Below are 22,942 nucleotides of genomic sequence, written 5' to 3' on the forward strand. Positions count from 1 at the left end.
ATCTGCCCCGAAATGCTTATTTTCGCAAAAGCTTTTATGAAAAGAATATTTTTATTTTCGATTTTATTATTGATGGGTTGCATGCAACAGGCACCGAGTCATCCTCCTGTGGGCGGATTTCTTGGAGAGAAGGAGATGGCGGATTCAAAAAACCGAACAAAAAACCTGAATTTGATGGAGCGACAACAGATTCAGGAATGGATAAAAATGCAGGATGAGAAATTTTATCCAATGAATATGAATTATTGGGTCAATGATTCGGAACTTCAAAATAATTCCCGAAAAGCTAACGGTGAAATGATCTCTTATCAATATGATATTTATGATTTTGACAAGGTTAAATTATATGAAACCCCGAAAGAAAATATCAATGTAAGTTTTGGTCATTTTGAAGAGTTAAAACCCGTGGAAGATGCGTTGCGGCACATGAATAAAAACCAGGAAGTTACCCTCTTAATTCCTTCCGCACTAGGATTTGGGACCTATGGTGATCAGGACAAGATCCCAAATGACATGCCTCTTATCATTAAATTAAAAGTACTTTAAAAATATTGCTATTTATGTTAAAAAAAAATTTATTAATCGCGTTAGCAGCGATATCACTAACAAGTTGTACCCCAATTTATAAAAAAATGAACGTAGACAAAGAAACTTACGCAGGTCTTAAAGATGGCCTTTACGCTAATTTCCAAACATCAAAAGGAAATATGATCGTTAAATTTGAAGACAAAAAAGCTCCGGTTACCGTTGCAAATTTTGTTGGTTTAGCAGAAGGTAAAATCGATAATAAATCAAAAGCGAAAGGAGTCCCTTTTTATGATGGAACTATTTTTCACCGAGTTATCAAAGATTTTATGATTCAAGGTGGTGATCCAAAAGGAACAGGAATGGGTGACCCAGGTTACAAATTTGATGACGAAAGAAATGACTTGACCCACACAGGAAAAGGAATTTTATCGATGGCGAATTCAGGACCGAATACCAACGGATCTCAATTTTTCATTACTGAAGTTGCAACACCTTGGTTAGATGGAAAACATACCATATTCGGCGAAGTGGTGAATGGTATTGAAGTAATTGATACAATTGCAAATGTTGAAAAGGGACCTCAGGACAAACCAAAAACTGATGTGGTTTTAGAAAAAGTAGCCATTTTCTCCAAAGGAGAGGAGTACAAAGGTTACGATGCTGCCAAGATCTTTAACGAGGGAAAATCTAAAATTAAAGAAAATAACAAAGCCATTTTAGAAAAAATTGAAGCTGATAAAAAGAAGAAAGAAGAAGAATTTGCGGCGAATCAACAAAAGTTAGTTGATGATTTAAAAGCGACAATGACGCCAACTGCTTCCGGTCTTTATTACAAAATTACGCAGACTGCAGAAGGTAAAAAACCAAATGTTGGAGACGTAGTTTCTGTACATTATGCAGGTAAATTAGTTGATGGAACAGAGTTCGATTCCTCTTTCAAAAGAAATGAACCTATTGAAATTCCAATTGGTGTAGGTCAGGTAATTAAAGGTTGGGATGAAGGAATTCTTCTTCTAAAGGAAGGTGAATCTGCAACACTATTGATTCCTTCAGAATTGGGTTATGGTGCAAGAGGAGCTGCAGGAGTTATCCCGCCAAATGCCTGGTTAATTTTTGACGTACAACTCGTTAAAATTAAAAGCAGTTTAACAAAATAAACCGTAATCTTCTAGATTATATTATTGCTAAAAAAGAGCACTTCAATTTCTATTGAAGTGCTCTTTTATTTTTCAAAGAAATAAATAGTAAAATGATAATTAAAAGTAACCGATTGATTATGTTTTTATGAAACTAATCAAAATTCATTATATTTAATTTATTAAAAGGCTGTTTTAACTACGACTTATTAAACTTCAATTTGGTATATTTGTTAGACAAAACAAACTAAGCTGAATAGATTTTTATTTTCTACACTTTACATGTAATAAAATTTTTAGCATTTACTGGAAATTTATTGCGAGCTCTATAATTTTCTTGTCTATAAAAAGTAGGCAATAGAATTAAAAGACGTGGGGGTAAAAACTAGTAACGAGACCAAACAAATGATGATTTAATTTTCAATGCCGATCGGGCAAGCTTAGTTAATGAAAATAAAAATTGTTAATCCGACGGTAAAGTAAAAAGGTATATCAGCGATATACCTTTTTTATTTTAAATTACTTTTTCACCGCAAATTTTGCAAAATCTAGCATCATCATCTACGTCATTATTTCCGCAACGATTACAAACCTTGCCTATTTCCTGACGCTTGTTACGCATCTCTGCCGTCACAATTCCGGTAGGAACTGCAATAATGGAATAACCTGCAAGCATTAAGAGCACAGATAGGAATTTACCCAACGGCGTTCCCGGCGAAACATCACCATATCCAACGGTTGTTACTGTGACAACAGCCCAATAAACACTTTGGGGAATGCTTTCAAAACCTTCACGATGGCCTTCCACCATAAACATCATCGAGCCAATAATGACAGAAAAAATAATTAGGAATAAAAGAAAGATATAAATTTTTCGGGAACTGTTTTTCATGGCACGAACAATAAAATAACCATCGTTCATAAAATCCATCAGATTTAAAATCCGGAAAATTCTTAACATTCTAAGCATTCTTAGAATTAAGAAATATTTTGTAATCGGGAAGAACAAACTCAGATAAAAGGGAAGAATCGCAAGAAAGTCGATGATTCCGAAGAAACTGAAAATATATGCTTTCTTATTTTTAATGGTAAGGATCCTCAGCGCGTATTCTATGGTAAAAAAAGCAGTAATGATAATTTCTAAAATGACGAAAGCATTATGAAATTTAGCGTCGAAAATTTGTACACTTTCCATCATAACGATGAAGGTGCTTACTAAAATGAGAACCAACAGTAGAAGGTCAAACAGTCGTCCCATTTTAGTGTCAGACTTGAAGATAATACGGAAAAGCTGTCGTTTCCATTTCGTCCTCTCAGGCAAAAAATTATGTTCTCTTTCCATTGAACTTTGCAGTATAATTAAATAATTAATTCTTAAATTCGTTACAAACATAACAAAATGACAGTAAACCAAGTCATCTCCGACTTAAAAAATGTAATTCCTTTGGCTCAAGCAGAAAATTATGATAATGTAGGATTGCTTTGTGGCGATCCCGAAAGAGCGGTCACAGGAATTTTGGTTTGTCATGATGCCTTGCATAATGTTGTAGAAGAGGCGATTAGGAAAGACCTGAATTTAATTGTGACTTTTCATCCCATCATCTTCTCAGGATTAAAATCCATTACGGGTAAAAATTATGTAGAAAAGGTAATCATGAAAGCTATTGAAAATAAAATTGCAATCTACGCGATTCATACGGCTTTTGATAATGACTATTTTGGAGTGAATTATCGGATCTGCGAAGTACTCGGGTTGAAAAATCAAAAAATTCTGATGCCAAAAGTTCAGGATTTACGAAAACTTGAAGTCTATGTTCCGCAAGATCATGCTGAAGAAGTTAAAAATGCTTTATTTACAGCCGGCGCCGGAAACATAGGATTTTATGATGAATGTAGTTTTTCCATCGAAGGCACGGGAACTTTTCGACCTTTGGAAGGATCAAATCCATTTTCTGGAAGTGAAAATATCAGAGAAAACGCGAGCGAAAAATTGATTTCAGTCATCTTTGAAAGTTATAAGGAGCATAAGATTTTAGATGCCGTAAAAAATTCACATCCTTATGAGGAAGTAGCCTATCAAATAATAAAATTAGAAAACGAAAACCAATATCTTGGGTTGGGTAGATTTGGTGAATTTGAAGTGGAAATGGAGGAGGCTGAATTTTTAAATTTCGTGAAAGAAAAATTTAATTTGAAGGTGATCAAACACTCAGATTTTACGGGCAAAAAAATTAAGAGAGTAGGCGTTTTGGGCGGAAGTGGAGCAAGCGGAATTTCGGCGGCGATTTCTAAACAATGTGATGCGTATTTAACCGGGGATTTAAAATATCATGATTATTTTCAAAGTGAAGGTAAAATGTTGATTGGCGACATCGGACATTTTGAATCTGAACAATTTGTTACCCAGCATTTAGTTGAAATATTATCACAAAAATTCACTACCTTTGCCATCTCAAAATCTACTGAGAAAACCAATCCTGTTAATTATTTTTTATAAAATATGGCTAAGAAAAACGTAGAAATCTCCGTCGAAGACAAACTAAGAGCATTATACGACCTACAAATCATTGATTCTAGGTTAGATGAAATCCGCAGTACAAGAGGTGAATTGCCAATTGAGGTGGAAGATTTAGAAATTGAGATCGAAGGTCTTGAAAAGAGAGCTGAAAAGTTTCAAAGTGAAATTAAGGCGCAGAATGATGAAATCAATACTAAAAATGAAATCATCAATCATGCGAAATCTTTGATTGAAAAATACAAAACTCAGCAAGATAACGTACGAAATAACAAAGAATTCGAATCTTTGGAAAAAGAAATCGAATATCAAGATCTTGAAATTCAGCTTTCTGAAAAAAGAATTAACGAATTTAGTGCAAAAATCGCTCACAAAAACGAAACACTGGAGGAGCTTAACAATAAGATTGCAGAATTAAAAAATCACCTTAAATTTAAAAAAGAGGAACTTGAAAATTTAATTTCTGAAACGCAAAAAGAGGAAGATTTCTTACTCGAAAAATCAAATGAATTTGCGAAGAAAATCGACGAAAGATTATTGGCGTCTTACCAAAGAATCCGTACCAATTCACCAACTGGTTTGGCTGTTGTAGGTTTAGAAAGAGGAGCTCCAAAAGGATCTTTCTTTACTTTGCCTCCACAGAAACAAATGGAGATTGCGCAGCGTAAAAAGATTATCATTGATGAACATTCAGGAAAAATCTTGGTTGATGACGATATGGTAAACGAAGAAAATGAGAAAATGAAAGACATTATTAAATTTTAATAAAGTTTTCAACATAAAAAAACCGGTTTGATATTTTTCAAACCGGTTTTTTTAGGTGTTAATTTTAAGTCATTTTTACTGCAGTTAAAAAGTCTTTTATTCTTTTCATGGCTTCCCGCAACTCATGTTCTGAAGCAGCGTATGAAAATCGAATACAATTTGGATTACCAAAAGAAACGCCACCAACGGTTCCTACCTGTGCATGCTCCAACAGAAACATTGAGAAATCATCTGCATTATTAATTTTAGTTCCATTTAAAGTTTTCCCTTTGTAAAAAGAAATATCAGGAAAGAAGTAAAAAGCAGCTTTCGGATAATTGATATTAAATCCTGGAATATCCTTCATCAAGTCATAAACAATATCCCTTCTTTTTTTAAATTCTTCCACCATAAATCGATATTCACTTGGGTCAGTCTGCAGAGCAGTAACCGAGGCTTTTTGCGCCATCGAATTTGCACCACTTGTCATTTGCCCCTGAATCTTCTCACACGCTTTTGCCAGCCATGTTGGACACGCAGAATAACCAATGCGCCACCCAGTCATTGCAAAAGCTTTCGACATTCCATTAATCACAGCAGTTTGTTCATACACTTGAGGAAACTCTGCAATGGACGTATGTTGACCCTCATAATTAATAAATTCATAGATCTCATCGGAGATAATGGTGATCTGAGGATATTTAGCAATTACATTCGCAATCGCTTCTAACTCTGCCCGCGTATAATAACTTCCGGAAGGATTGCAGGGGGAACTATAAAGCAAGGCCTTTGTTTTAGGCGTAATTGCTTTTTCTAATTGCGCTGCGGTCATTTTAAACTCGGTGTCGATGGAAGTTTCAATAAATACGGAAGTTCCATCCATCATTTTTACCATTTCGTCATAACTCACCCAATACGGTGCGGGTAAAATCACCTCGTCGCCTTTATTAATAATGGAGGCCAGAACGTTAATGATTGCCTGTTTCGCGCCATTAGAAACACAAATTTGAGACGCATTATATTCAAGATTATTATCTCTTTTTAATTTACCACATATTGCTTCCCTTAAATCCAAAAATCCTGGAACAGGAGAGTAGTGACTGAAATTTTTATTGATGGCCTCAAATGCTGCTTCTTTGATATTGTTGGGCACGTCGAAATCGGGTTCGCCTAGAGTTAAACTGATAACATCGATGCCGGCAGCTTTCATTTCACGCACTTTATTACTCATCACAAAAGTCTGCGAAAAACTCAGTCTGTTTAACCGATCAGAATATTTTTCCATAATTATTTTTAAGTGAATCAAAGATAATTTTTTACTTTGAACCTGCAAAAACAAATAGGAAGTGAAATCGTTTCTTTACTTTTGTGAAAAATATGTCTAAAATGTCTGTTGAATTAATCGAAAAATATTTTCCAAACCTTTCTGACCATCAGAAAAAACAATTTGCTGATCTAAATGATTTATATAAAGAGTGGAACGAAAAAATCAATGTGATTTCCCGCAAAGATATGGAGTCCCTATATGAGAAGCACATTCTTCATTCATTAGGAATCGCAAAGATCATGGAGTTTGCACCAGGAACAAAAGTACTGGATATTGGAACGGGCGGCGGTTTTCCCGGTATTCCTTTAGCAATCTTATTTCCAGAAGTTCATTTTACATTAGTTGATTCGATCGGTAAAAAAATTTCGGTGGTTAAAGAGGTTTCGGAAGGAATTGGTTTGAAAAATGTAAAGGCCATACATGCACGTGCAGAAGACATTAAAGATCAGTTTCACTTTGTCGTAAGTCGTGCTGTGACTCAAATGCCGGTATTTCTTCGTTGGTTACGCGGTAAATTTGCCAAAGATCAGTTTAATCCAAAACACAATGGCGTTCTCTATTTAAAAGGTGGTGATTTAGCTGAGGAACTTTATGGATTAAAAGCCGAGTTATTTCCCCTAAAAAATTATTTCGAAAGTGAATTTTTTGAGACCAAAAAAGTAGTATATTTATCTAAAGGAAATTTTAATTCCTAATTCTTTGTACTAAAGGAATAATTAATGTCGTTTTAATAAAAAATAGAGCATTATGAAGAATATTTTAAAATTTTGTCTTTCATTATTAATGACGATGATGATTTTCAGTTGTAACGACCGTGAAGAAGGTGACCTGATTATTGGTACTGACCGCATAAAAATTGACAGCGTTAAAATTGCGCAAGATTCTATGGACGTGCTAACCACGCAGACTATAAAAACTTATTCCAATTACAGTGGCAATTGCGAAGGATTTTACGGCTATGATTATGTTCATAAAAATGACTTGACAAGGGAGGTTACTTCCTATAATTTTAAAACCGATGCGGCATGTACCGAAATTGTAACCCGCGCTTCACTCATCAATTTTCGTCCGCAACAAGCTGGTGATTATATTTTTAAATTTTGGAATGGTCTAAATTCCTCCGGAGAAGATATTTGGATCGAAAAAACAATTAAGGTTCAATAAGCGAACTTCTATATTTTTAAGGGTTTTCATAAAGCATCGAAAAATCGAATTTTTTTTGATGCTTTTTCATTTAAAATTTCCTATTTTTCATTTTTAAATATTTTAATGATAATCAAGTGTATGAGCACTTGTTTACCTAATTATTTTCTTTAATAAAAATCATTAAATTTAAAAAGCAAAATATCGATCGATGAAATTTTTAAATAAAATAGTAACTGAACTTCTTGCACAAAATTCAGATTTAGGAACATTTAATATTGTACTTCCGGGAAAAAGGCCCGTCGTTTTTATTAAAAGAATATTGCAGGAGAAAAACTATTCGGGAATGTTGCCCAATTTTTTTACAGTTGAAGATTTAATTAAAGATATCTCAGATAAACAGCCGGTTCAGGGAATTGCATTGTGGCTTTTTGCTTTTGAAGTTTATAGGGAAATTCAGCCTTCCGAAGATTTTTCTAATTTCTTAAAATGGTTCCCAACCTTACTAAAAGATTGGGATGATATCTTGAAATTTTCGGATTCTGACAAAGCTGTTTTAGAGTATATGTTTGATGAAGAACGCATAAAAAACTGGTCAGAGAATTTAGGCGATGACGAAAAACCTTTAAAGAAATTTCTTAATTTCTGGCAGAAAATGAATTTATTTTTGCCGATCCTGAAGCAAAAATTAACTGAAAATAATTGGGCTACTTCAGGAATGATTCATGAAGCTGCAAAAAATAAAATTGAAGAATACGCCAAAAACACAACTGGTAAATTTGTTTTTTGTGGATTTAATGCCTTTACTCCTGTAGAGGAAAAACTGGTAAGAAATCTAATGCAGTGGGATAAAGCGCAATGCTTCTTCCAGGCAGACGAATACTACATCAATGATGAAAGACAGGAAGCCGGAAAGTTTTTACGCAGTATAAAAACCTGGAAAGAATTTAATGAAAGCCGAAATTTTAAGTGGATTGAAGATGATTTTTCCCAACCCAAAAAAATTAAAGTTTACGAAGTTTCCGGAAATATAACCCAGGCAAAAGTTTTACCGGAAATCTTTGACGAAATAAGCGAAGAAAATCTTTCAAAAACCGCGGTGGTTTTATTAGATGAAAATCTGCTTCCAACTTGCCTGGATTCGATGAGTAGAGTAGAGCATCTTAATATTACCATGGGTTTCCCTTTAAAAAATTTGGGTTTCAGTAATGCGATGAAACAGCTTTTCTATCTGCAGAAACAATTAGAGAAGAAAGATTCTTCCTATTATTATAATGATGTGCTTTCCGTTTTAGAAGAACTTCCTAATGAGGAAAGTGATCAGAAAATCATTCGGGATTTTAAAGCTAAAATTGAAGAAAGAAATATCGTTTATATTTCAAAAAAGCAGTTCAAAGAATTTTTGTGGGAACTTTCTTATTTTAAATTATTTGAAAAGCCCACATCTATTAAGGAATTTATTGATTTGATGATTTCCTTCTGTTATCAGCTAAAATTCCGGGATCTGGATGATATTTTATATGAAAACATTTCCCATTTCGAGAAGAGTTTTAAAATAATCAAAAATCAGCTTACACCTTACACCTTCGAAGTAAAAATGGAAACGCTGGAGGTTTTAATCAATCAACTGGTGAGTTCTGAAACCATTGATTTTCAGGGAGAACCACTTCAGGGTTTACAAGTGATGGGACTTCTGGAAACTCGATTACTCAACTTTGAGAATATTATTTTACTCTCTGCAAATGAGGGAAAACTTCCGCTCGGAAATTCTCAGAATACGTATCTCCCTTTTGATGTACGCCAGCATTTTCACCTTCATACCTTTTTAGAAAATGACAGTATTTATGCCTACCATTTTTACCGTTTAATTCAAGATGCGGAAAATGTTCATTTGCTTTTTAACGCTTTAAGTTCCGGTGTGAATACTGGGGAAAAAAGTCGTTTTATCACCCAAATTGAAATTGAGGATCAACATCACGAAATCGAACATGTTATTATTGAAAATTCGTCGGAACCCATTAATAAACAGTTAATTCAGATTGAAAAAACGCCTGCAGTTCTGCAAAAACTGGAAGACTGGAAAAAAAGAGTTTCTCCATCTCATCTGACTTCATTTATCTACAATCCGATCGATTTCTATTTGACTAAAATTTTAGGAACGAGGGAAACGAGCGAAATGGAGGAGGAGCTTTCCCAAAGGAGCTATGGTAATCTTGTTCATTACGCACTTCAAATTATATATGAAAAACATCTTGGTAAAAAATTATCCTGTAATGATTTAGAGTTTTCAGATAAAGAATTGATTGAAGTGTTAAATCAGGCAATTGTGAAGCTAAATCATCAAACGGATTTCTATGAAAAAGGGATGAATTACATTCATAAATCGATTGCAGAAAGGGTAGTACGTACTATTTTGGAAGTAGATAAACAATTAATTGCGGATGGAAACACATTAGAAATTTTAAGTGTTGAAGGAAATTTTGAAAACATTGATTATTATTTCAATGAAGACAAAACCGATAAAGTTTCTTTCTATGGATTTATTGATCGAATTGACCGACTGAATGGAAAACTCAGAATAATTGATTACAAAACCGCAAAGACAAAAAACCTTTCAATTAAAGAAGCTAAAAAAGAAGAGGAAGAAGAAAAACTTGAACAGTTATTTTTTAAAGATGATTATAAACAGGCGATGCAACTTTGTGTGTATGCCTATGCCGTTTTAAATGATACAAAATATCCGGATAATTTTGTGCAGTGCGGAATTTGGAGTTTTGCGGAAGCGAATAAAGGCGTACAGAATCTACAGATTTTTGGAGAGCAAGAAATTTCTAGCCCTTTGCTTAACGATCCTATGAAGTGGATTAAAAATGTTATTGAAGAAATTCTAAATCCAGCCAACGATTTTGTGGAAGAAGTGAAACAATCCTGGTAAAAAATAAGAATGACTCTTTCAATTTATAAATAAAAAACCTTTAAGATGTTTAAGTCTTAAAGGTTTTTTTTGATATTTAAAAGTTCTCTCTTCGATTATCCGAAAGCATTAATTCCAGTAATATCCATTCCTGTGATCAACAAATGAATGTCATGTGTTCCTTCGTAGGTAATTACGGATTCCAGATTTGCAGCGTGGCGCATCATCGGGAATTCTCCCATAATCCCCATTCCACCTAAGATCTGACGTGATTCTCTGGCAATATCAATGGCCATTTTCACATTATTTCTTTTCGCCATAGAAATCTGAGCCGGAGTCGCTTTATGTGCATTCTTTAAATTTCCTAGTTGAAGACAAAGCAATTGTGCTTTTGTAATTTCTGTTAAGAATTCTGCCAGTTTCTTTTGTTGTAACTGGAAAGAAGCAATTGGTTTTCCGAACTGATTTCTTTCTTTTGCATATTGAACCGCGGTACAATAGCAGTCGACAGCCGCACCAATTACGCCCCAGGAAATTCCGTAACGTGCAGAGTTTAAGCAGGACAGAGGTCCTTTTAATCCCGTCACTTTTGGTAATAAATTTTCTTTTGGAACTTTTACGTTATCAAAAACAAGTTCTCCCGTTTTTGACGCACGAAGCGACCATTTATTATGAGTTGTAGGCGTTGTAAAACCTTCAAAAGCTCTTTCTACAATAAGGCCCTGTACTTTACCTTCTTCATTTTTTGCCCAAACTATAGCGATGTCACAAACAGGTGCGTTTGTAATCCACATTTTTGCACCATTCAGTAAATAGTGATCACCTTTGTCTACGAAATAGGTTTCCATAGAACTGGGATCAGAGCCGTGATTCGGTTCCGTTAACCCAAAAGAACCAATCATTTCACCGCTCGCTAAATGCGGTAGAAATTTTTTCTTTTGCTCTTCGGAGCCATATTCATTAATTGGAAACATGACCAAAGAACTTTGAACAGAAGCTGCCGAACGAATCGCAGAATCTCCTCTTTCTAATTCCTGCATAATGATTCCGTAAGAAATTTGATCAAGACCCGAACCTCCGTATTCTTCCGGAATATAAGGACCAAGCGCTCCAATTTTCCCTAATTCTTTCATCAAATCAGCAATGTCGGTATGATTTTGTGCGGCATCATCAATTTTAGGCATCACAAAACTTTCAACCCAATCCCGTACCGATTGGCGTATAAGTAGGTGTTCTTCAGTAAGTAAGGAATCAATTCCGTAGTAATCGGGGATGGAATTTAATGGATAATAAGACATATTATATAGTTTGCCCTAATGTAGGATTTTTTAAATTTTTAATAAAACATTTCTGGAAAATTTATTGCAGTAAGAAAAGAACCGGATTAAATATTATTTTATTTTAAAGTTCTTCTCAAAATTGTTACAATCTGCCTGTTTTAAAACATGTACATCGTATTTTAAGGCGTTTGGATTTGCATACATTGATTTTATTCCATCTACTTTATATTCTCCGGTGGCTTCCAAAAGGTTACCGTCTTTTTTGAGGAAATAAATTTCGCGTTCAGAAGTGCTTCCTTCAGATTCAAAAGTGTACATCAATTTTAAAGTATCACCATTTTGGCTTCCCATTAAATCACCATAAGAACTGTCTTTTTCAAAATTTTTGTATCTCAATTTGCCCGTAATTGTTCCCAGATTATCATCCAAACTGATAAAGACTGAATCTTTATTTATCGCCTCCATATAGCATGTTTGTAGCGTGGAAGATTCAATTGGTTCATTGGTTTCGGGAATTACAATGGTGTCCTTCAATGAATTATCAGTGTTCACTATTTCCGTTGATTTTTTTTCACAACTGAAAGCCAATAAGGCAATACAAGCTGTTAAAACATAACTTTTCATAAACTATTATTAATCTTTTATTGGTGCCTAAATTTAGTAAAATAAAACGGAATCCTTTAAAGGAATTAAAAATGATGTAATTTTAATGAAGTCAAAAATATCCTAAAAACAAAATTTCAACAGGAAGATTACTTCAAAGAATTTAATGATGCTTTATATAATCTGCAGAAAAAAGTAAATCGAAATTTATTAATAACATCTAAATTTTTTTTGAGAACGATTGAAATGAAATCCTAATCGCTGAGAATCGGCTTTAGCTATTTAAAATGATAATGAGGCGGATTATTTAAAAACTCAGACTTAAAAATTATATTTTTATTTTGAGAACAATTGAAATTAAATCCTAATCGCTGAGAATCGGCTTTAGCTTTTTAGAATGATAATGATGCGGATATGTAAAAAATTGAGGTTTAGTTAATATTCAATTTTAATGAACATCTTACCTATAAAAGTTATTCATGACAGAATTAGATTATATTTTAAGAATTCTAATGTAAATTACAGAAAAGTATCACAACTCTTCCACTTAATAAAAAGTCTTATAATTTATATTATGTTAAATTGAAATTGTTTCCAGTTATTGTTTTTGTACTTAAGTCAGAATTATCTTCAATGATCGTTTGATAGTAAATTTAACTTTTTAAATATCTTAGAAGTCTATTCATTTTGTCTAAACAATTAATCCATTTATTTCAAACATCATTTAAAATACTCCAATCGTAAACTTGGAACACTGTTGATTCTAATGACTTCATAAAAAAAGTCTTCCAATTTGGAAGACTTTTAAAATTATTTTTTTAAACATTTTTCTAAGAACTGATCTTGTTCCCATAAAGTATGTAAAATGTTTTCTTTGGCTGCATATCCGTGCGCTTCTTTAGGTAAAAGAACCATTCGCACCGGCGCACCCAAATTTTTCAATGCCTGGAAATATCTTTCCGTCTGCAAAGTAAATGTTCCGGGATTATTGTCAGCTTCACCATGAATCAACAACATTGGTGTTTTCATCTTATCCGCTTGCATAAACGGCGACATGGTATTGTAGATTTCTGGAACATCCCAATAATTTCTCTGTTCACTCTGGAAACCAAATGGCGTCAAAGTTCTGTTATAAGCGCCACTTCTGGCAATTCCGCACGCATAATCCTTTGAATAAGTCAATAGATTTGCGGTCATAAATGCACCGTAAGAATGTCCGCCAACCGCAACTTTAGTTCGGTCAATGTAGCCTAATTTATCAACGGCGTCGATGGCTGCCTTTCCGTTCGCAACCAACTGGGTCACAAAAGTATCATTCGGTTGGGCATCACCTTCACCAATAATTGGGAATGAAGCATCATCCAAGACGGCATATCCTTTTGTCACCCAATAAATAAATGAACCATAACTTGGGAAGGTAAAATCATTCGGATTCTGCGTGTTTTGTCCGGCAGTATCTTTATTCACATACTCTCTCGGGTACGCCCAAATTAAAAGCGGCAATTTCTCTTTATGATTTTTTCGGTCATAATTTGCGGGTAGATAAAGGGTTCCGGTAAGCTCTACTCCATCATTTCTTTTATATTTAATGACTTCTTTGTACACATTTTTTATGCTTTCAAAGGGGTTTTCAAAATTCGTCACCGCAGTTGCTTTTCCGTTTTTAATGTTTCTGACAAAATAATTAGGATATTGACTGGAAGACTGCTCAACGACTAAAACTTTACCACTTTTTGCATCTAAAATATCAACAATGCTTTCTTTGGAGTTTTTGAGGTTTGATTTATAAATTCTCTTTTTCCCTAATCCATTCAGATCAAGTTCATCAATGAAAGGAAACTGGCCATCTTTTGTAAACCCGTCTCCTATTAAATGTGCTTTATTGTTATCAATATTAATAACAGATCTTCCGAATTTGTTCTTCGTTTCAACAAAATTTCCGTGATCACTGTAAACGTCCTGATAATTTCTGTCATCAATTATTTTGGAAGAATTATCTGTTAAATTCACCAAATATGATTTAGAATTTCGGGTGTCATACCAGCTGTCAGTTATAATCGCAACATTAGAATTTGACCATTCGATATTACTAAATCTCTGCTTTGTTTTGAAAAATGACCGAGGTTCTGCATTGAAAGGCGCTTCCCATAAGAAAAGTTCATCACGGTATTCCACTTGTTTTGCCTGATCTCCCCCCCATCCAAAGCTTCAGCATAAACCAAAGTCGCCGGTTGATCATCTCGCCAGCTCATATTTCTCTTTCCGGCTCTTACAGAAGAAAAACCTTTCGGCATAATCTCATTTAACGGAGTTTCGTTAACCGTTTTCACTAAATTTAGTTCTTTATCATAAACGGTAGAAGTCATTGGAAATCTATTGAGCGGAACAATATAAGAATAAGGTTTTTGAATGGTGGTCAGCATCAAATAGTTACCGTCTGGAGAGAAATTTACAGACGTATATAATTCAGCATCTTTAAATTTTTGAGCGGTTCCGGAAGTCGATATTTTTACCAGTTCGGACTTTGCCAACGTTTCAAAATTGGCTTCATCCTGAGGATTTTTCAACAAATCCTGATAGGTTCTGTTTTGGGAAACTTTTCCATCAGAATTAGAAACAATTGGACCTGTAGGAAGATTTTTCTTCTCGTCAATCAATTCTTTTCGGTTTGCCGGAATGACCTTAACCAAAAGATTTTCCGAATCTGACATCCAAACAAAAGGGCTTCCTAAATTTGCGTTTAGTGGCTGATTTGAGACCTTTTTTGCAGTATTGGTTGCTAGATCCAGAATCCACAGCTCCACTGCATTTGAGGTCGTATTTGTAAAAGCCAATTTTTTTTCATCCGGAGAGAAAGACAGATATGCTATCTTAGGATTATTGGGCAAACCTTTAACCTGTGCTTCGTTTTTATCGGTTAACTTTCTTGTCTTTAGGTTATTCACATACGTAATGGTACTCGAGATATTGGTAACAGGATTCACACGTAAACCCGCAAGTTTCATTTCTTCCTGATTAAGGTCATCTAAGGTTTTATACGTTGACCGGTAAGAGAAAATCATCCAGTCTCGCTTACTGTTCATAGAAACAGAAGGTGCCCTTTCAAAATCTGCGAGTTGCAAAATTTCAGGCGAAGGCTTTTGATAAGTGATGTTTTCTTGCGCATTTACAAACATCATACAAAGAAGTGCAATCGTCGTGAGTCTTTTTTTCATGAATACTTTTTTCTCAAAAGTATCAAAAATATATGGCTTTAACAACAAAGAAAATCCGCTTGGAATGAGCGGATTTATAATTTAAAAACATATGAATTACTTTACCATTTAGATTCCCGTCTTTTGGTAAGCATATTGTCGATTGAATACTTTCGCGAGCCAAAGGCAAATATCAGCGTAAAAATACTCAGATAAAGTAAGCTGTTCTCCCTTAAGCTGAATGGATCTGAGTAATGATATCCAAACGCAGCAATTATCATCATCAACATTAAAATTAAACTGGAAGCTCTCGTAAAAAGTCCGATGATGATAAAGAAAGCGCCAACTATTTCTATAATTGTAGCTATAATCAAAGTCGTTTCCTCGCTAAGGCTCAGAAAATTGTAAAATTTAATTGGTTCACTACTGAGCAAATTTTCTAATTTTGGGAGTCCATGCAAAAAAATCATTGCAATACCAATAAATACCCGAACCAGAAGCATCATTATATCATTGAGGACAGAAGAATCTTTGGTTGAAAAAAAATAATTCATGTGAATTTTTAATTACAAATTTAGTAAAGGTCAATACATATAAAACACACGCTGGATTAATTTAACGGTACCCAAAATTTTTCAGATCACGGTCATTTTTGCGCCAGTCCTTTTTCACCTTCACAAATAGATTGAGGTGTATTTTTTTGGAAAAGAACTTTTCCAGATCTATTCTAGCCTCCGTTCCTACTTTTTTAATGGCGTCACCTTTATGGCCAATAATAATTCCTTTCTGCGTATCACGTTCGACATAAATCACCGAATCTATGAAGATAATGCCTTCTTTTTCCTTAAACATTTCAGTAACAACTTCTACAGAATAAGGAATTTCTTTGTCGTAATTTAAAAGGATTTTCTCCCGAATGGTTTCATTTACAAAGAATCTTTCCGGTTTATCAGTGTATTGATCTTTATCGTAATACGGCGGACTTTCAGGAAGCATGGATTTTAATTTCGGCAAAATCACCTCCGTATTAAATCCGGTCAATGCTGAAATTGGTAAAATCTCAGCTTTAGGAATCTGTTCATGCCAAAACTCCATAATCCGCTCTAAATCCGTTTGATTAGACGCATCGATTTTATTGACAAGAATTAAAACAGGAACTGGGATTTTATTCAATTTATCGATCAAAAACTCACTCGGTTCAGTTTTATCGGTAATATCTACGATGAATAGAAAGACATCTGCATCTTGCAGTGAATCTTTTACAAAATCCATCATTTTTTCCTGAAGACCATATTTCGGGTCTAAAACTCCCGGCGTGTCAGAAAATACAATCTGTAAATCCTCTTCATTATAAATACCGAAAATTCGGTGTCTGGTAGTCTGTGCTTTTTGGGTAACAATAGCCAACTTCTCTCCCATCAATTGGTTAAGAAGGGTGGATTTGCCGGCGTTTGGTTTGCCGACAATATTTACGAATCCTGCTTTATGCATTCTTATGTGTTGAAATAGTTAAAATTAAAGATAATGAATTTTCAAAATCATCACAAAGGTAGTGAAACATTGTTGTACGGATAAAATTTGAGCGGGTATTTTTATATGACCATCAGATGTGTGCGTCTATAACGAATTAAAGAGTTATTTATTTATCTTTATAATACAATGAATAAAAAGTGGTGGTCAGTTCAATGTTTAATGAAGGTCACTATTTAAATCTTACTTTTAGTTAATCAGAATAAAAAGTTGATTTGTGACCGAATTATAAGTGATTATAGAGACACTTTTAAAAGGCACAATTATTTCATTAAACCCACTCATTAAAAACATAAAACTATGAAAGCAATTTGGAATGGAGCAATAGGATTTGGTTTGGTAAATATTCCCATTAAAATGTATTCTGCGGTCGAAAACAGCAATTTAGATTTGGATATGCTGGATAAAAATGATTTTTCAAATATCAAATTTAAACGGGTTAATGAAAAAACCGGCAAAGAAGTAAAATGGGAAAATATTGTCAAGGGCTTTTTACTGGATGATAAATATGTTGTTTTAGATGACGAAGATTATGCGGCGGCAAGTCCCGAAAAAACCAAAGTATTTTCTATTGAGCACTTTGTGAAAGAAGCTGAAATTGATTCTATTTATTTTGAAGTTCCTTACTTTCTGGAACCCCAGAAAAATGCTGAAAATGCCTACAATTTGTTGTTAAAGGCTTTAACCAAAACAAAAATGGCTGGCGTTGGAACATTTGTGATGCGCGATAAGGAAATATTTGGGATGATTCGACCTTACGATGATAAAATATTAATTGTTAACAGATTAAGATTTGCACAGGAAATTAGGGATTACAAAGATTTGAAAATTCCAGATAGTAAAAGTCCGAAAGCTGGAGAATTAAAAATGGCGGTTTCCCTTATTGAACAAACCTCGGAGAAATTTGATCCCACAGCTTATAAAGATCATTATGCTGAAGATTTAATGAAGATCATCAAGAAAAAAGCAAAAGGTGGAAAGGTTAAAAAAGCCACAGAAACTAAAGAAGATAATGGAAAAGTAGTCGATTTAATGGCGCAGTTAAAAGCCAGTTTAGAAAGTTCAAAAAAAGATAAAAAAGCCTCCTGATTATGTCTTTAGAAGATTATAACAAAAAGAGAAAGTTCGGCGAAACTCCTGAGCCGGAAGGTGAAAAGGTGGAAAACAGTGGCAAACTTATTTTTGTTATTCAAAGACATTCTGCAACCCGACTACATTATGATTTCCGTTTGGAAATGGATGGTGTTCTTAAAAGTTGGGCCATCCCCAAAGGTCCGTCACTCGATCCGGCAGATAAAAGGCTTGCCATGATGACGGAAGATCATCCGTATGACTACAAAGATTTTGAAGGTACAATTCCGGAAGGAAATTATGGAGGTGGCGAAGTTGAAATTTGGGATTCCGGTACCTATGAGCCTTTAGAAAAGGTGGAGGGAAAAACAGACGATTTAATTATGCGACACGAACTGCATAAAGAATCTCTAAAATTTGTGCTTCACGGTAAAAAGCTAAAAGGTGAATTTGCCTTGGTTAAAATCAAAAATTCTAAAGACGGGAACGCCTGGCTTTTGATAAAACATAAAGATGATTTCGCCCAAAAAAATTATAATTCTGAAGATCATGTTCCGCCAAAATCTAAAGTAACGTTGCGGGAAGAAGCGAGACCTTCAAAAAAAAGGAGTAAGAAAACTAGCTCCTCAGAAAAGACATTTAAAAATTATGCTCCGGCCCTTTCCGGGGAAAGAAAATTAAAAGATTTCATTACACCGATGCTGGCGAAAGTTGGCAAAAAACCTTTTAATGATAAAGAATGGGTTTTCGAAATCAAATGGGACGGCTATCGTGCGATTTCTGATTTACGGGAAGATTCGATTAAACTCTATTCCAGAAATGGTCTTAACTATGCTGAAAAATTTTCAAAAATTGTAAAAGCGTTGGAAGATCAAAAGTTTCCTATGGTTCTGGACGGCGAAATCGTTGCTTTCAATGCTGACGGAAAACCGGATTTTCAAACTTTACAAAAGATTGATGAAAATCCTGATTTAGCAATGACTTTTCAGGTTTTTGATTTGTTGTGGCTTAATGGTCATTCGACTGAAAGTTTAACTTTAATTGAAAGAAAGGAATTATTGAAAGAAGCTTTGGTGGAAAATGAAGTCGTAAAATATTGTGAGCACATTCCCGAACATGGAAAAGATTTTTTTGATCAGATTAAAAAAATGGAGCTCGAAGGAATGATGGCTAAAAAAGCCGACAGTAACTATTCAGAAGGCGTTCGATCTTCGGATTGGCTCAAGATAAAATTTCAAAATACGGAAGATGTTTTAATATGCGGCTTTACCGATCCAAAAGGGTCTCGTAAGAACTTTGGTGCATTAATTCTCGGGACTTTTATTGATGATCAACTCCAGTATTGCGGTCATGCCGGAACGGGTTTTAATGATGAATCTCTAAAAAAATTACATGAAATTTTTAAACCATTCATTACCGAGAAGTGTCCTTTTGAAGAAATTCCCAAAACAAATGGACCGGCAACCTGGTTAAAACCTGAGCTTGTTTGTGAAATTAAATACACGGAAAAAACGAAAGATGGTATTTTTCGTCACCCTGTCTTTATGGGCCTTCGCGAAGATAAAGAGGTAGAAAATTTGAAAAATGAGGACACGGAGGAATCGGAAAGCGATTCGATTCCGATTAGCAGTGGAAAGAAACAGACTAAAATATCTACAGAAATAATCTCAGGTAAAAAAAAGGGTGTTGCAAAACCCACCATTAAATTAACAAATCGAGACAAGATTTATTTTCCGGAAAGTGATATTACAAAGGGTGATTTGATCGATTATTATCAATCTGTTGCGAAATATATTTTGCCTCATTTAAAAAACCGACCACAATCATTGAATAGATTTCCCAATGGAATTAACGGGTTGAGTTTTTATCATAAAGACGCGGGCGATGATGCACCCGACTGGATCGATAAAATCGGTATTTTTTCAGAATCAAACGAAAAGGAAATCCACTACTTAATTTGCAATACCGCAAATGATCTGGCTTATCTCAATAATTTGGGCTGCATTGATTTAAATCCCTGGAATTCCACGATTCAAAATCTGGATCAGCCTGATTGGCTGGCTTTGGATTTGGATCCTTCAGACGATAATACATTTGATCACGTAATTGAAACGGCTTTGGCAGTAAAAGAAGTTTTGGATTCAGCAAAAATCAAAGGATATTGTAAGACCTCCGGCAGCTCTGGAATTCATATTTACATTCCGATGAACGCCAAATATGAGGTGGAACAGGTAAAGAATTTTGCCCATTTGCTGATGCAAAAAGTACAGAAAAAATTGCCTGATCTTACAACTTTAGAAAGAAGTCTAAAAAAACGAAGCAAAGAAAAAATATACCTGGATTATCTGCAAAACCGGTCGGGACAAACCCTCGCGAGTGTTTACAGCGTTCGGCCTAAACCATTTGCGCCGGTGTCTATGCCTTTAAATTGGGACGAACTTAAGTTTGGTTTAAAGGCTACAGAATTCAATATTACAAATTCTCTAGAGCGCATTGAAAAGAAAGGTGATCTGTTTAAACCTGTTTTAGGAAAAGGAATTGATATGCTGAAAAGCTTAGAAAATCTGTCCGAAACCTAATTAAATTTAACTGACGACTGATGCAAGAAATCTGCACATTCGTAAGCCCACATCTTATAAGTAAGTTCTGAGGGATGAATACCATCGCTGAAAAATTCTGCAACCGTTTCACCATCTTTTAGTGTTGCCATCCATTTTTGGATATTAATTTTTTCTGACGGATAAAAGATGTTTTTATTCTTTAAAACCTGCCGATGCAGATAATTAGCAAGAATATTTTTATGCCCTGCCAGAACACATTTCATTTCTGCTGTAAATGCTGGGAAAGCTTCAATAGTTGGTAACTGAGCAAATAAAATGGGAGTATCAGGAAATTTTTCCCGTAAATCATCAATTAAAACCTGAACACTTCTACTCCATTTTTTGGGATGCGTTAATTCAAAAGTATCATTACCACCAATTCCAACCACAATAAGATCGCAGTTTGTCTCCTCAATTTTAGGAATGATCATTCGTTGGATTTGATCAATATTGTAACCAATCTTGGCGTAAACCTTCCAATGGATATTAGATTGGAATAATTCACTTATTTTTTCTGCAAAATATCCCGCGAAACTATTTTTGTGGTAATCCGTTCCGACGCCGGCAAAAGAACTTTCGCCAATGAAAAGAACTTTTAAATTTCTATTGGAAATGATAATGACGGAACCTTCAGGATTTTTAGCTGCCGGCAAAAGGGGAATTTCTTTCTTGATTTTTTTTCCCTGAAAATAAATGATCGGCAATAAAGGGAGCGATCTTAACAGATGTAAAAAATATTTTTTTCTCAACCGTTCACGGATCTTTTAAAAACGATGGGTAAAATCTCATTTTTATTTAAACCGTATTTTTCAATCATATCCTTAGGATATTTTTGAGAATAAAAATTGATATCCACTTCGAAACCTGCGTTTTCTAATCTTTTAAAATAGTCCATTCCGTACCAGCGAACGTGATCGTATTGTCCGAAATGTTTCTGCCGTTCCTGTGGATTTTTAATAGAAAAATCTTCATATGTTTTTTCCAGATCGTTTTTCATAGGAACTTGAAAAATTCCCCAACCCTCTTTTTTCATCACCCTGTAAAGCTCACTCATCGCTTTCTGATCATCCTCAATATGTTCTAAAACATGATTACAGAAAACAATATCGAAACTTTCATTTTCAAAGGGAAGATCTAAAATATCTGCTTTTACATCAACAATCGGGGAATATAAATCTGCAGAAACATAATTAAGATTCTTCATCTTTTTAAATTTCCGCAAAAATTCCTGTTCCGGTGCGATATGCAGAACTTTGTAATTTTTTGTAAAAAAGTCGGTTTCATTTTGAAGATAAAGCCACATTTGGCGATGTCTTTCTAAACTTAAAGTTCCCGGAGATAAAGCGTTTTCGCGTTGCTTTCCATAACCATAAGGCAGGAATTTACGATAAGACTTCCCATCGATCGGGTCTGTGAATTTGTCTCCTTTAAAAAATAAAACAATTAAAGGTCGTGCAAGAATGCTCGCTTTAATTAGGAATGGACGAGGTATTTTGTTGAGAAGGAATTTGGTGATTTTCTTCATTAAAAATCCAACGTAAATGGTTTTTCTTCGTCACTTACAATTCCCAGCGCTTCGTAAATGTAACGATACGTTGAAAGTAACACGGGTTTTCCATTAATAATACAAACATCGTGTTCGAAATGCGCAGAGGGAGAATTGTCTAAAGAAGTTACAGTCCAGCCATCATCATGGAATTTTACTTTTTCAGTTCTTAAATTAACCATCGGTTCAATAGCTAGTACGATCCCGTCTTTTAGTACTTTACCACTCCCCTTTCTGCCGTAATTTGGAACTTGTGGATCTTCGTGCATTTTTCTGCCCAAACCGTGTCCCACTAATTCACGAACAACGCCATATCCATGGGCTTCACAATAGGTCTGAATGGCATTTGATATATCACCAACTCTTTTACCACGAACACACTGCTCGATTCCTTTGTAAAGGGATTCTTTGGTGACTTGCAGTAATTTTTTAGTTTTAGGAGCAACTTCACCCACTTCAAAAGAATAGGCATGATCTCCGTAAAAACCATTCATATAAACGCCACAATCAACGGATAAAATATCACCGTCTTCCAGAGGTTTTTCATTGGGAATACCATGTACAACTTCAGCATTTGGAGAAATACACAGATTTTTTGGGAAACCGTACATTCCCAGAAAAGCGGGCTCGCCGCCATGATCGCGAATAAATTCACCACCCAGATTATCGAGATGTAATGTGGTAACGCCAGGCTTAATTTCTTTTGCAAGCATCCCTAAAGTTTTAGAAACCAATTGGGCACTTTCACGCATTAAGCGAAGTTCTTCTATAGATTTTAACTGTATCACAGGAGTAAGTATATGTTGTATAA

General features: G+C 34.6%; 18 protein-coding genes and 1 pseudogene. 9 read left to right on the forward strand and 10 right to left on the reverse strand.

Going from position 1 to position 22,942, the window contains the following annotated elements:
• Positions 1–36: 36 nt before the first annotated feature.
• Together EIB73_RS02540 and EIB73_RS02545 are read left to right on the forward strand one after the other, a co-directional pair.
• Positions 37–546 carry an FKBP-type peptidyl-prolyl cis-trans isomerase gene (locus tag EIB73_RS02540; RefSeq protein ID WP_125022328.1) on the forward strand — a complete coding sequence of 170 codons (510 nt, stop codon included), beginning with the start codon at positions 37–39 and terminating at the stop codon, positions 544–546.
• An 86-nt stretch (positions 547–632) separates the two neighbouring features.
• Positions 633–1,685, forward strand: coding sequence for a peptidylprolyl isomerase (locus EIB73_RS02545; RefSeq protein WP_228411268.1), 1,053 nt, complete (start codon positions 633–635; stop codon positions 1,683–1,685).
• Positions 1,686–2,178: 493 nt separating this feature from the next.
• On the opposite strand, the gene EIB73_RS02550 is transcribed toward EIB73_RS02545, so the two are convergent.
• Complete coding sequence (locus tag EIB73_RS02550) at positions 2,179–3,006, reverse strand: ion transporter (protein WP_125022332.1); 828 nt, start codon at positions 3,004–3,006, stop codon at positions 2,179–2,181.
• A gap of 57 nt (positions 3,007–3,063) precedes the next feature.
• On the opposite strand from EIB73_RS02550, the gene EIB73_RS02555 reads away from it, so the two are divergent.
• Entirely contained in the window at positions 3,064–4,161 is a 1,098-nt protein-coding gene (locus EIB73_RS02555; RefSeq protein ID WP_125022334.1) for a Nif3-like dinuclear metal center hexameric protein, read from the forward strand.
• Positions 4,162–4,164: 3 nt separating this feature from the next.
• Complete coding sequence (locus EIB73_RS02560) at positions 4,165–4,944, forward strand: zinc ribbon domain-containing protein (RefSeq protein WP_125022336.1); 780 nt, start codon at positions 4,165–4,167, stop codon at positions 4,942–4,944.
• 64 nt (positions 4,945–5,008) lie between these two features.
• Here EIB73_RS02560 and EIB73_RS02565 read toward each other — a convergent pair whose 3' ends face one another.
• Positions 5,009–6,208 carry a pyridoxal phosphate-dependent aminotransferase gene (locus EIB73_RS02565; protein WP_125022338.1) on the reverse strand — a complete coding sequence of 400 codons (1,200 nt, stop codon included), beginning with the start codon at positions 6,206–6,208 and terminating at the stop codon, positions 5,009–5,011.
• Positions 6,209–6,309: 101 nt separating this feature from the next.
• On the opposite strand from EIB73_RS02565, the gene rsmG reads away from it, so the two are divergent.
• From rsmG to EIB73_RS02580, 3 genes are all read left to right on the forward strand, one after another.
• A complete protein-coding gene (rsmG, locus tag EIB73_RS02570) occupies positions 6,310–6,945 on the forward strand; it encodes a 16S rRNA (guanine(527)-N(7))-methyltransferase RsmG (RefSeq protein WP_125022340.1) in 636 nt (211 codons plus the stop codon).
• Positions 6,946–6,997: 52 nt separating this feature from the next.
• Entirely contained in the window at positions 6,998–7,414 is a 417-nt protein-coding gene (locus tag EIB73_RS02575; protein WP_125022342.1) for a hypothetical protein, read from the forward strand.
• Between the two features lie 190 nt (positions 7,415–7,604).
• The gene (locus EIB73_RS02580) at positions 7,605–10,328 is read left to right on the forward strand and encodes a PD-(D/E)XK nuclease family protein (protein ID WP_125022344.1); all 2,724 of its coding nucleotides are present in this window, start codon (positions 7,605–7,607) and stop codon (positions 10,326–10,328) included.
• A 95-nt stretch (positions 10,329–10,423) separates the two neighbouring features.
• Here EIB73_RS02580 and EIB73_RS02585 read toward each other — a convergent pair whose 3' ends face one another.
• The 5 genes and pseudogenes from EIB73_RS02585 to era all read right to left on the reverse strand — a co-directional run bounded on the left by EIB73_RS02585 (position 10,424) and on the right by era (position 16,875).
• On the reverse strand, positions 10,424–11,605 hold the full coding sequence (locus EIB73_RS02585; protein WP_125022346.1) for an acyl-CoA dehydrogenase family protein: 1,182 nt from the start codon (positions 11,603–11,605) through the stop codon (positions 10,424–10,426).
• Between the two features lie 93 nt (positions 11,606–11,698).
• Entirely contained in the window at positions 11,699–12,211 is a 513-nt protein-coding gene (locus EIB73_RS02590; RefSeq protein WP_125022348.1) for a hypothetical protein, read from the reverse strand.
• Between the two features lie 789 nt (positions 12,212–13,000).
• Positions 13,001–15,405, reverse strand: a pseudogene (locus tag EIB73_RS02595) (prolyl oligopeptidase family serine peptidase).
• A 101-nt stretch (positions 15,406–15,506) separates the two neighbouring features.
• Complete coding sequence (locus EIB73_RS02600) at positions 15,507–15,938, reverse strand: DoxX family protein (protein WP_125022350.1); 432 nt, start codon at positions 15,936–15,938, stop codon at positions 15,507–15,509.
• Positions 15,939–15,999: 61 nt separating this feature from the next.
• Positions 16,000–16,875 (reverse strand): GTPase Era, encoded by an 876-nt coding sequence (gene era, locus EIB73_RS02605; protein ID WP_125022352.1) that lies wholly within the window; start codon positions 16,873–16,875, stop codon positions 16,000–16,002.
• Between the two features lie 339 nt (positions 16,876–17,214).
• Between era and ku the strand changes: the two genes are divergently transcribed.
• Both ku and ligD read left to right on the forward strand, forming a co-directional pair.
• On the forward strand, positions 17,215–18,003 hold the full coding sequence (gene ku / locus EIB73_RS02610) for a non-homologous end joining protein Ku (protein ID WP_125022354.1): 789 nt from the start codon (positions 17,215–17,217) through the stop codon (positions 18,001–18,003).
• A 2-nt stretch (positions 18,004–18,005) separates the two neighbouring features.
• Positions 18,006–20,564 (forward strand): DNA ligase D, encoded by a 2,559-nt coding sequence (gene ligD / locus EIB73_RS02615; protein WP_125022356.1) that lies wholly within the window; start codon positions 18,006–18,008, stop codon positions 20,562–20,564.
• On the opposite strand, the gene EIB73_RS02620 is transcribed toward ligD, so the two are convergent.
• The 3 genes from EIB73_RS02620 to map are packed head-to-tail and all read right to left on the reverse strand — an operon-like array spanning position 20,561 to position 22,919.
• A complete protein-coding gene (locus EIB73_RS02620) occupies positions 20,561–21,289 on the reverse strand; it encodes an SGNH/GDSL hydrolase family protein (RefSeq protein WP_164467845.1) in 729 nt (242 codons plus the stop codon). The two genes, ligD and EIB73_RS02620, sit on opposite strands and share 4 nt — an antisense overlap.
• A 41-nt stretch (positions 21,290–21,330) precedes the next feature.
• Positions 21,331–22,110, reverse strand: a complete 780-nt coding sequence (locus EIB73_RS02625; RefSeq protein ID WP_125022360.1) for a methyltransferase domain-containing protein — start codon at positions 22,108–22,110, stop codon at positions 21,331–21,333.
• Positions 22,110–22,919: a type I methionyl aminopeptidase gene (map, locus tag EIB73_RS02630; protein WP_125022362.1), complete on the reverse strand. Its 810-nt coding sequence runs from the start codon at positions 22,917–22,919 to the stop codon at positions 22,110–22,112. Before map ends, EIB73_RS02625 begins: the two co-directional genes overlap by 1 nt.
• Between the last annotated feature and the right edge of the window lie 23 nt (positions 22,920–22,942).

It is taken from the genome of Kaistella carnis (assembly GCF_003860585.1).
GTDB lineage: Bacteria > Bacteroidota > Bacteroidia > Flavobacteriales > Weeksellaceae > Kaistella > Kaistella carnis.

Excerpts from the sequence above, each read along its gene's own strand:
- ku (WP_125022354.1), top strand. The coding sequence starts at position 17,215 with ATGAAAGCAATTTGGAATGGAGCAATAGGATTTGGTTTGGTAAATATT.
- rsmG (WP_125022340.1), top strand. The coding sequence starts at position 6,310 with ATGTCTGTTGAATTAATCGAAAAATATTTTCCAAACCTTTCTGACCAT.
- EIB73_RS02580 (WP_125022344.1), top strand. The coding sequence starts at position 7,605 with ATGAAATTTTTAAATAAAATAGTAACTGAACTTCTTGCACAAAATTCA.
- EIB73_RS02600 (WP_125022350.1), bottom strand. The coding sequence starts at position 15,938 with ATGAATTATTTTTTTTCAACCAAAGATTCTTCTGTCCTCAATGATATA.
- EIB73_RS02585 (WP_125022346.1), bottom strand. The coding sequence starts at position 11,605 with ATGTCTTATTATCCATTAAATTCCATCCCCGATTACTACGGAATTGAT.
- EIB73_RS02575 (WP_125022342.1), top strand. The coding sequence starts at position 6,998 with ATGAAGAATATTTTAAAATTTTGTCTTTCATTATTAATGACGATGATG.
- EIB73_RS02565 (WP_125022338.1), bottom strand. The coding sequence starts at position 6,208 with ATGGAAAAATATTCTGATCGGTTAAACAGACTGAGTTTTTCGCAGACT.
- EIB73_RS02560 (WP_125022336.1), top strand. The coding sequence starts at position 4,165 with ATGGCTAAGAAAAACGTAGAAATCTCCGTCGAAGACAAACTAAGAGCA.
- EIB73_RS02625 (WP_125022360.1), bottom strand. The coding sequence starts at position 22,110 with ATGAAGAAAATCACCAAATTCCTTCTCAACAAAATACCTCGTCCATTC.
- era (WP_125022352.1), bottom strand. The coding sequence starts at position 16,875 with ATGCATAAAGCAGGATTCGTAAATATTGTCGGCAAACCAAACGCCGGC.
- EIB73_RS02555 (WP_125022334.1), top strand. The coding sequence starts at position 3,064 with ATGACAGTAAACCAAGTCATCTCCGACTTAAAAAATGTAATTCCTTTG.
- EIB73_RS02540 (WP_125022328.1), top strand. The coding sequence starts at position 37 with ATGAAAAGAATATTTTTATTTTCGATTTTATTATTGATGGGTTGCATG.
- EIB73_RS02590 (WP_125022348.1), bottom strand. The coding sequence starts at position 12,211 with ATGAAAAGTTATGTTTTAACAGCTTGTATTGCCTTATTGGCTTTCAGT.
- ligD (WP_125022356.1), top strand. The coding sequence starts at position 18,006 with ATGTCTTTAGAAGATTATAACAAAAAGAGAAAGTTCGGCGAAACTCCT.
- EIB73_RS02545 (WP_228411268.1), top strand. The coding sequence starts at position 633 with ATGAACGTAGACAAAGAAACTTACGCAGGTCTTAAAGATGGCCTTTAC.
- EIB73_RS02550 (WP_125022332.1), bottom strand. The coding sequence starts at position 3,006 with ATGGAAAGAGAACATAATTTTTTGCCTGAGAGGACGAAATGGAAACGA.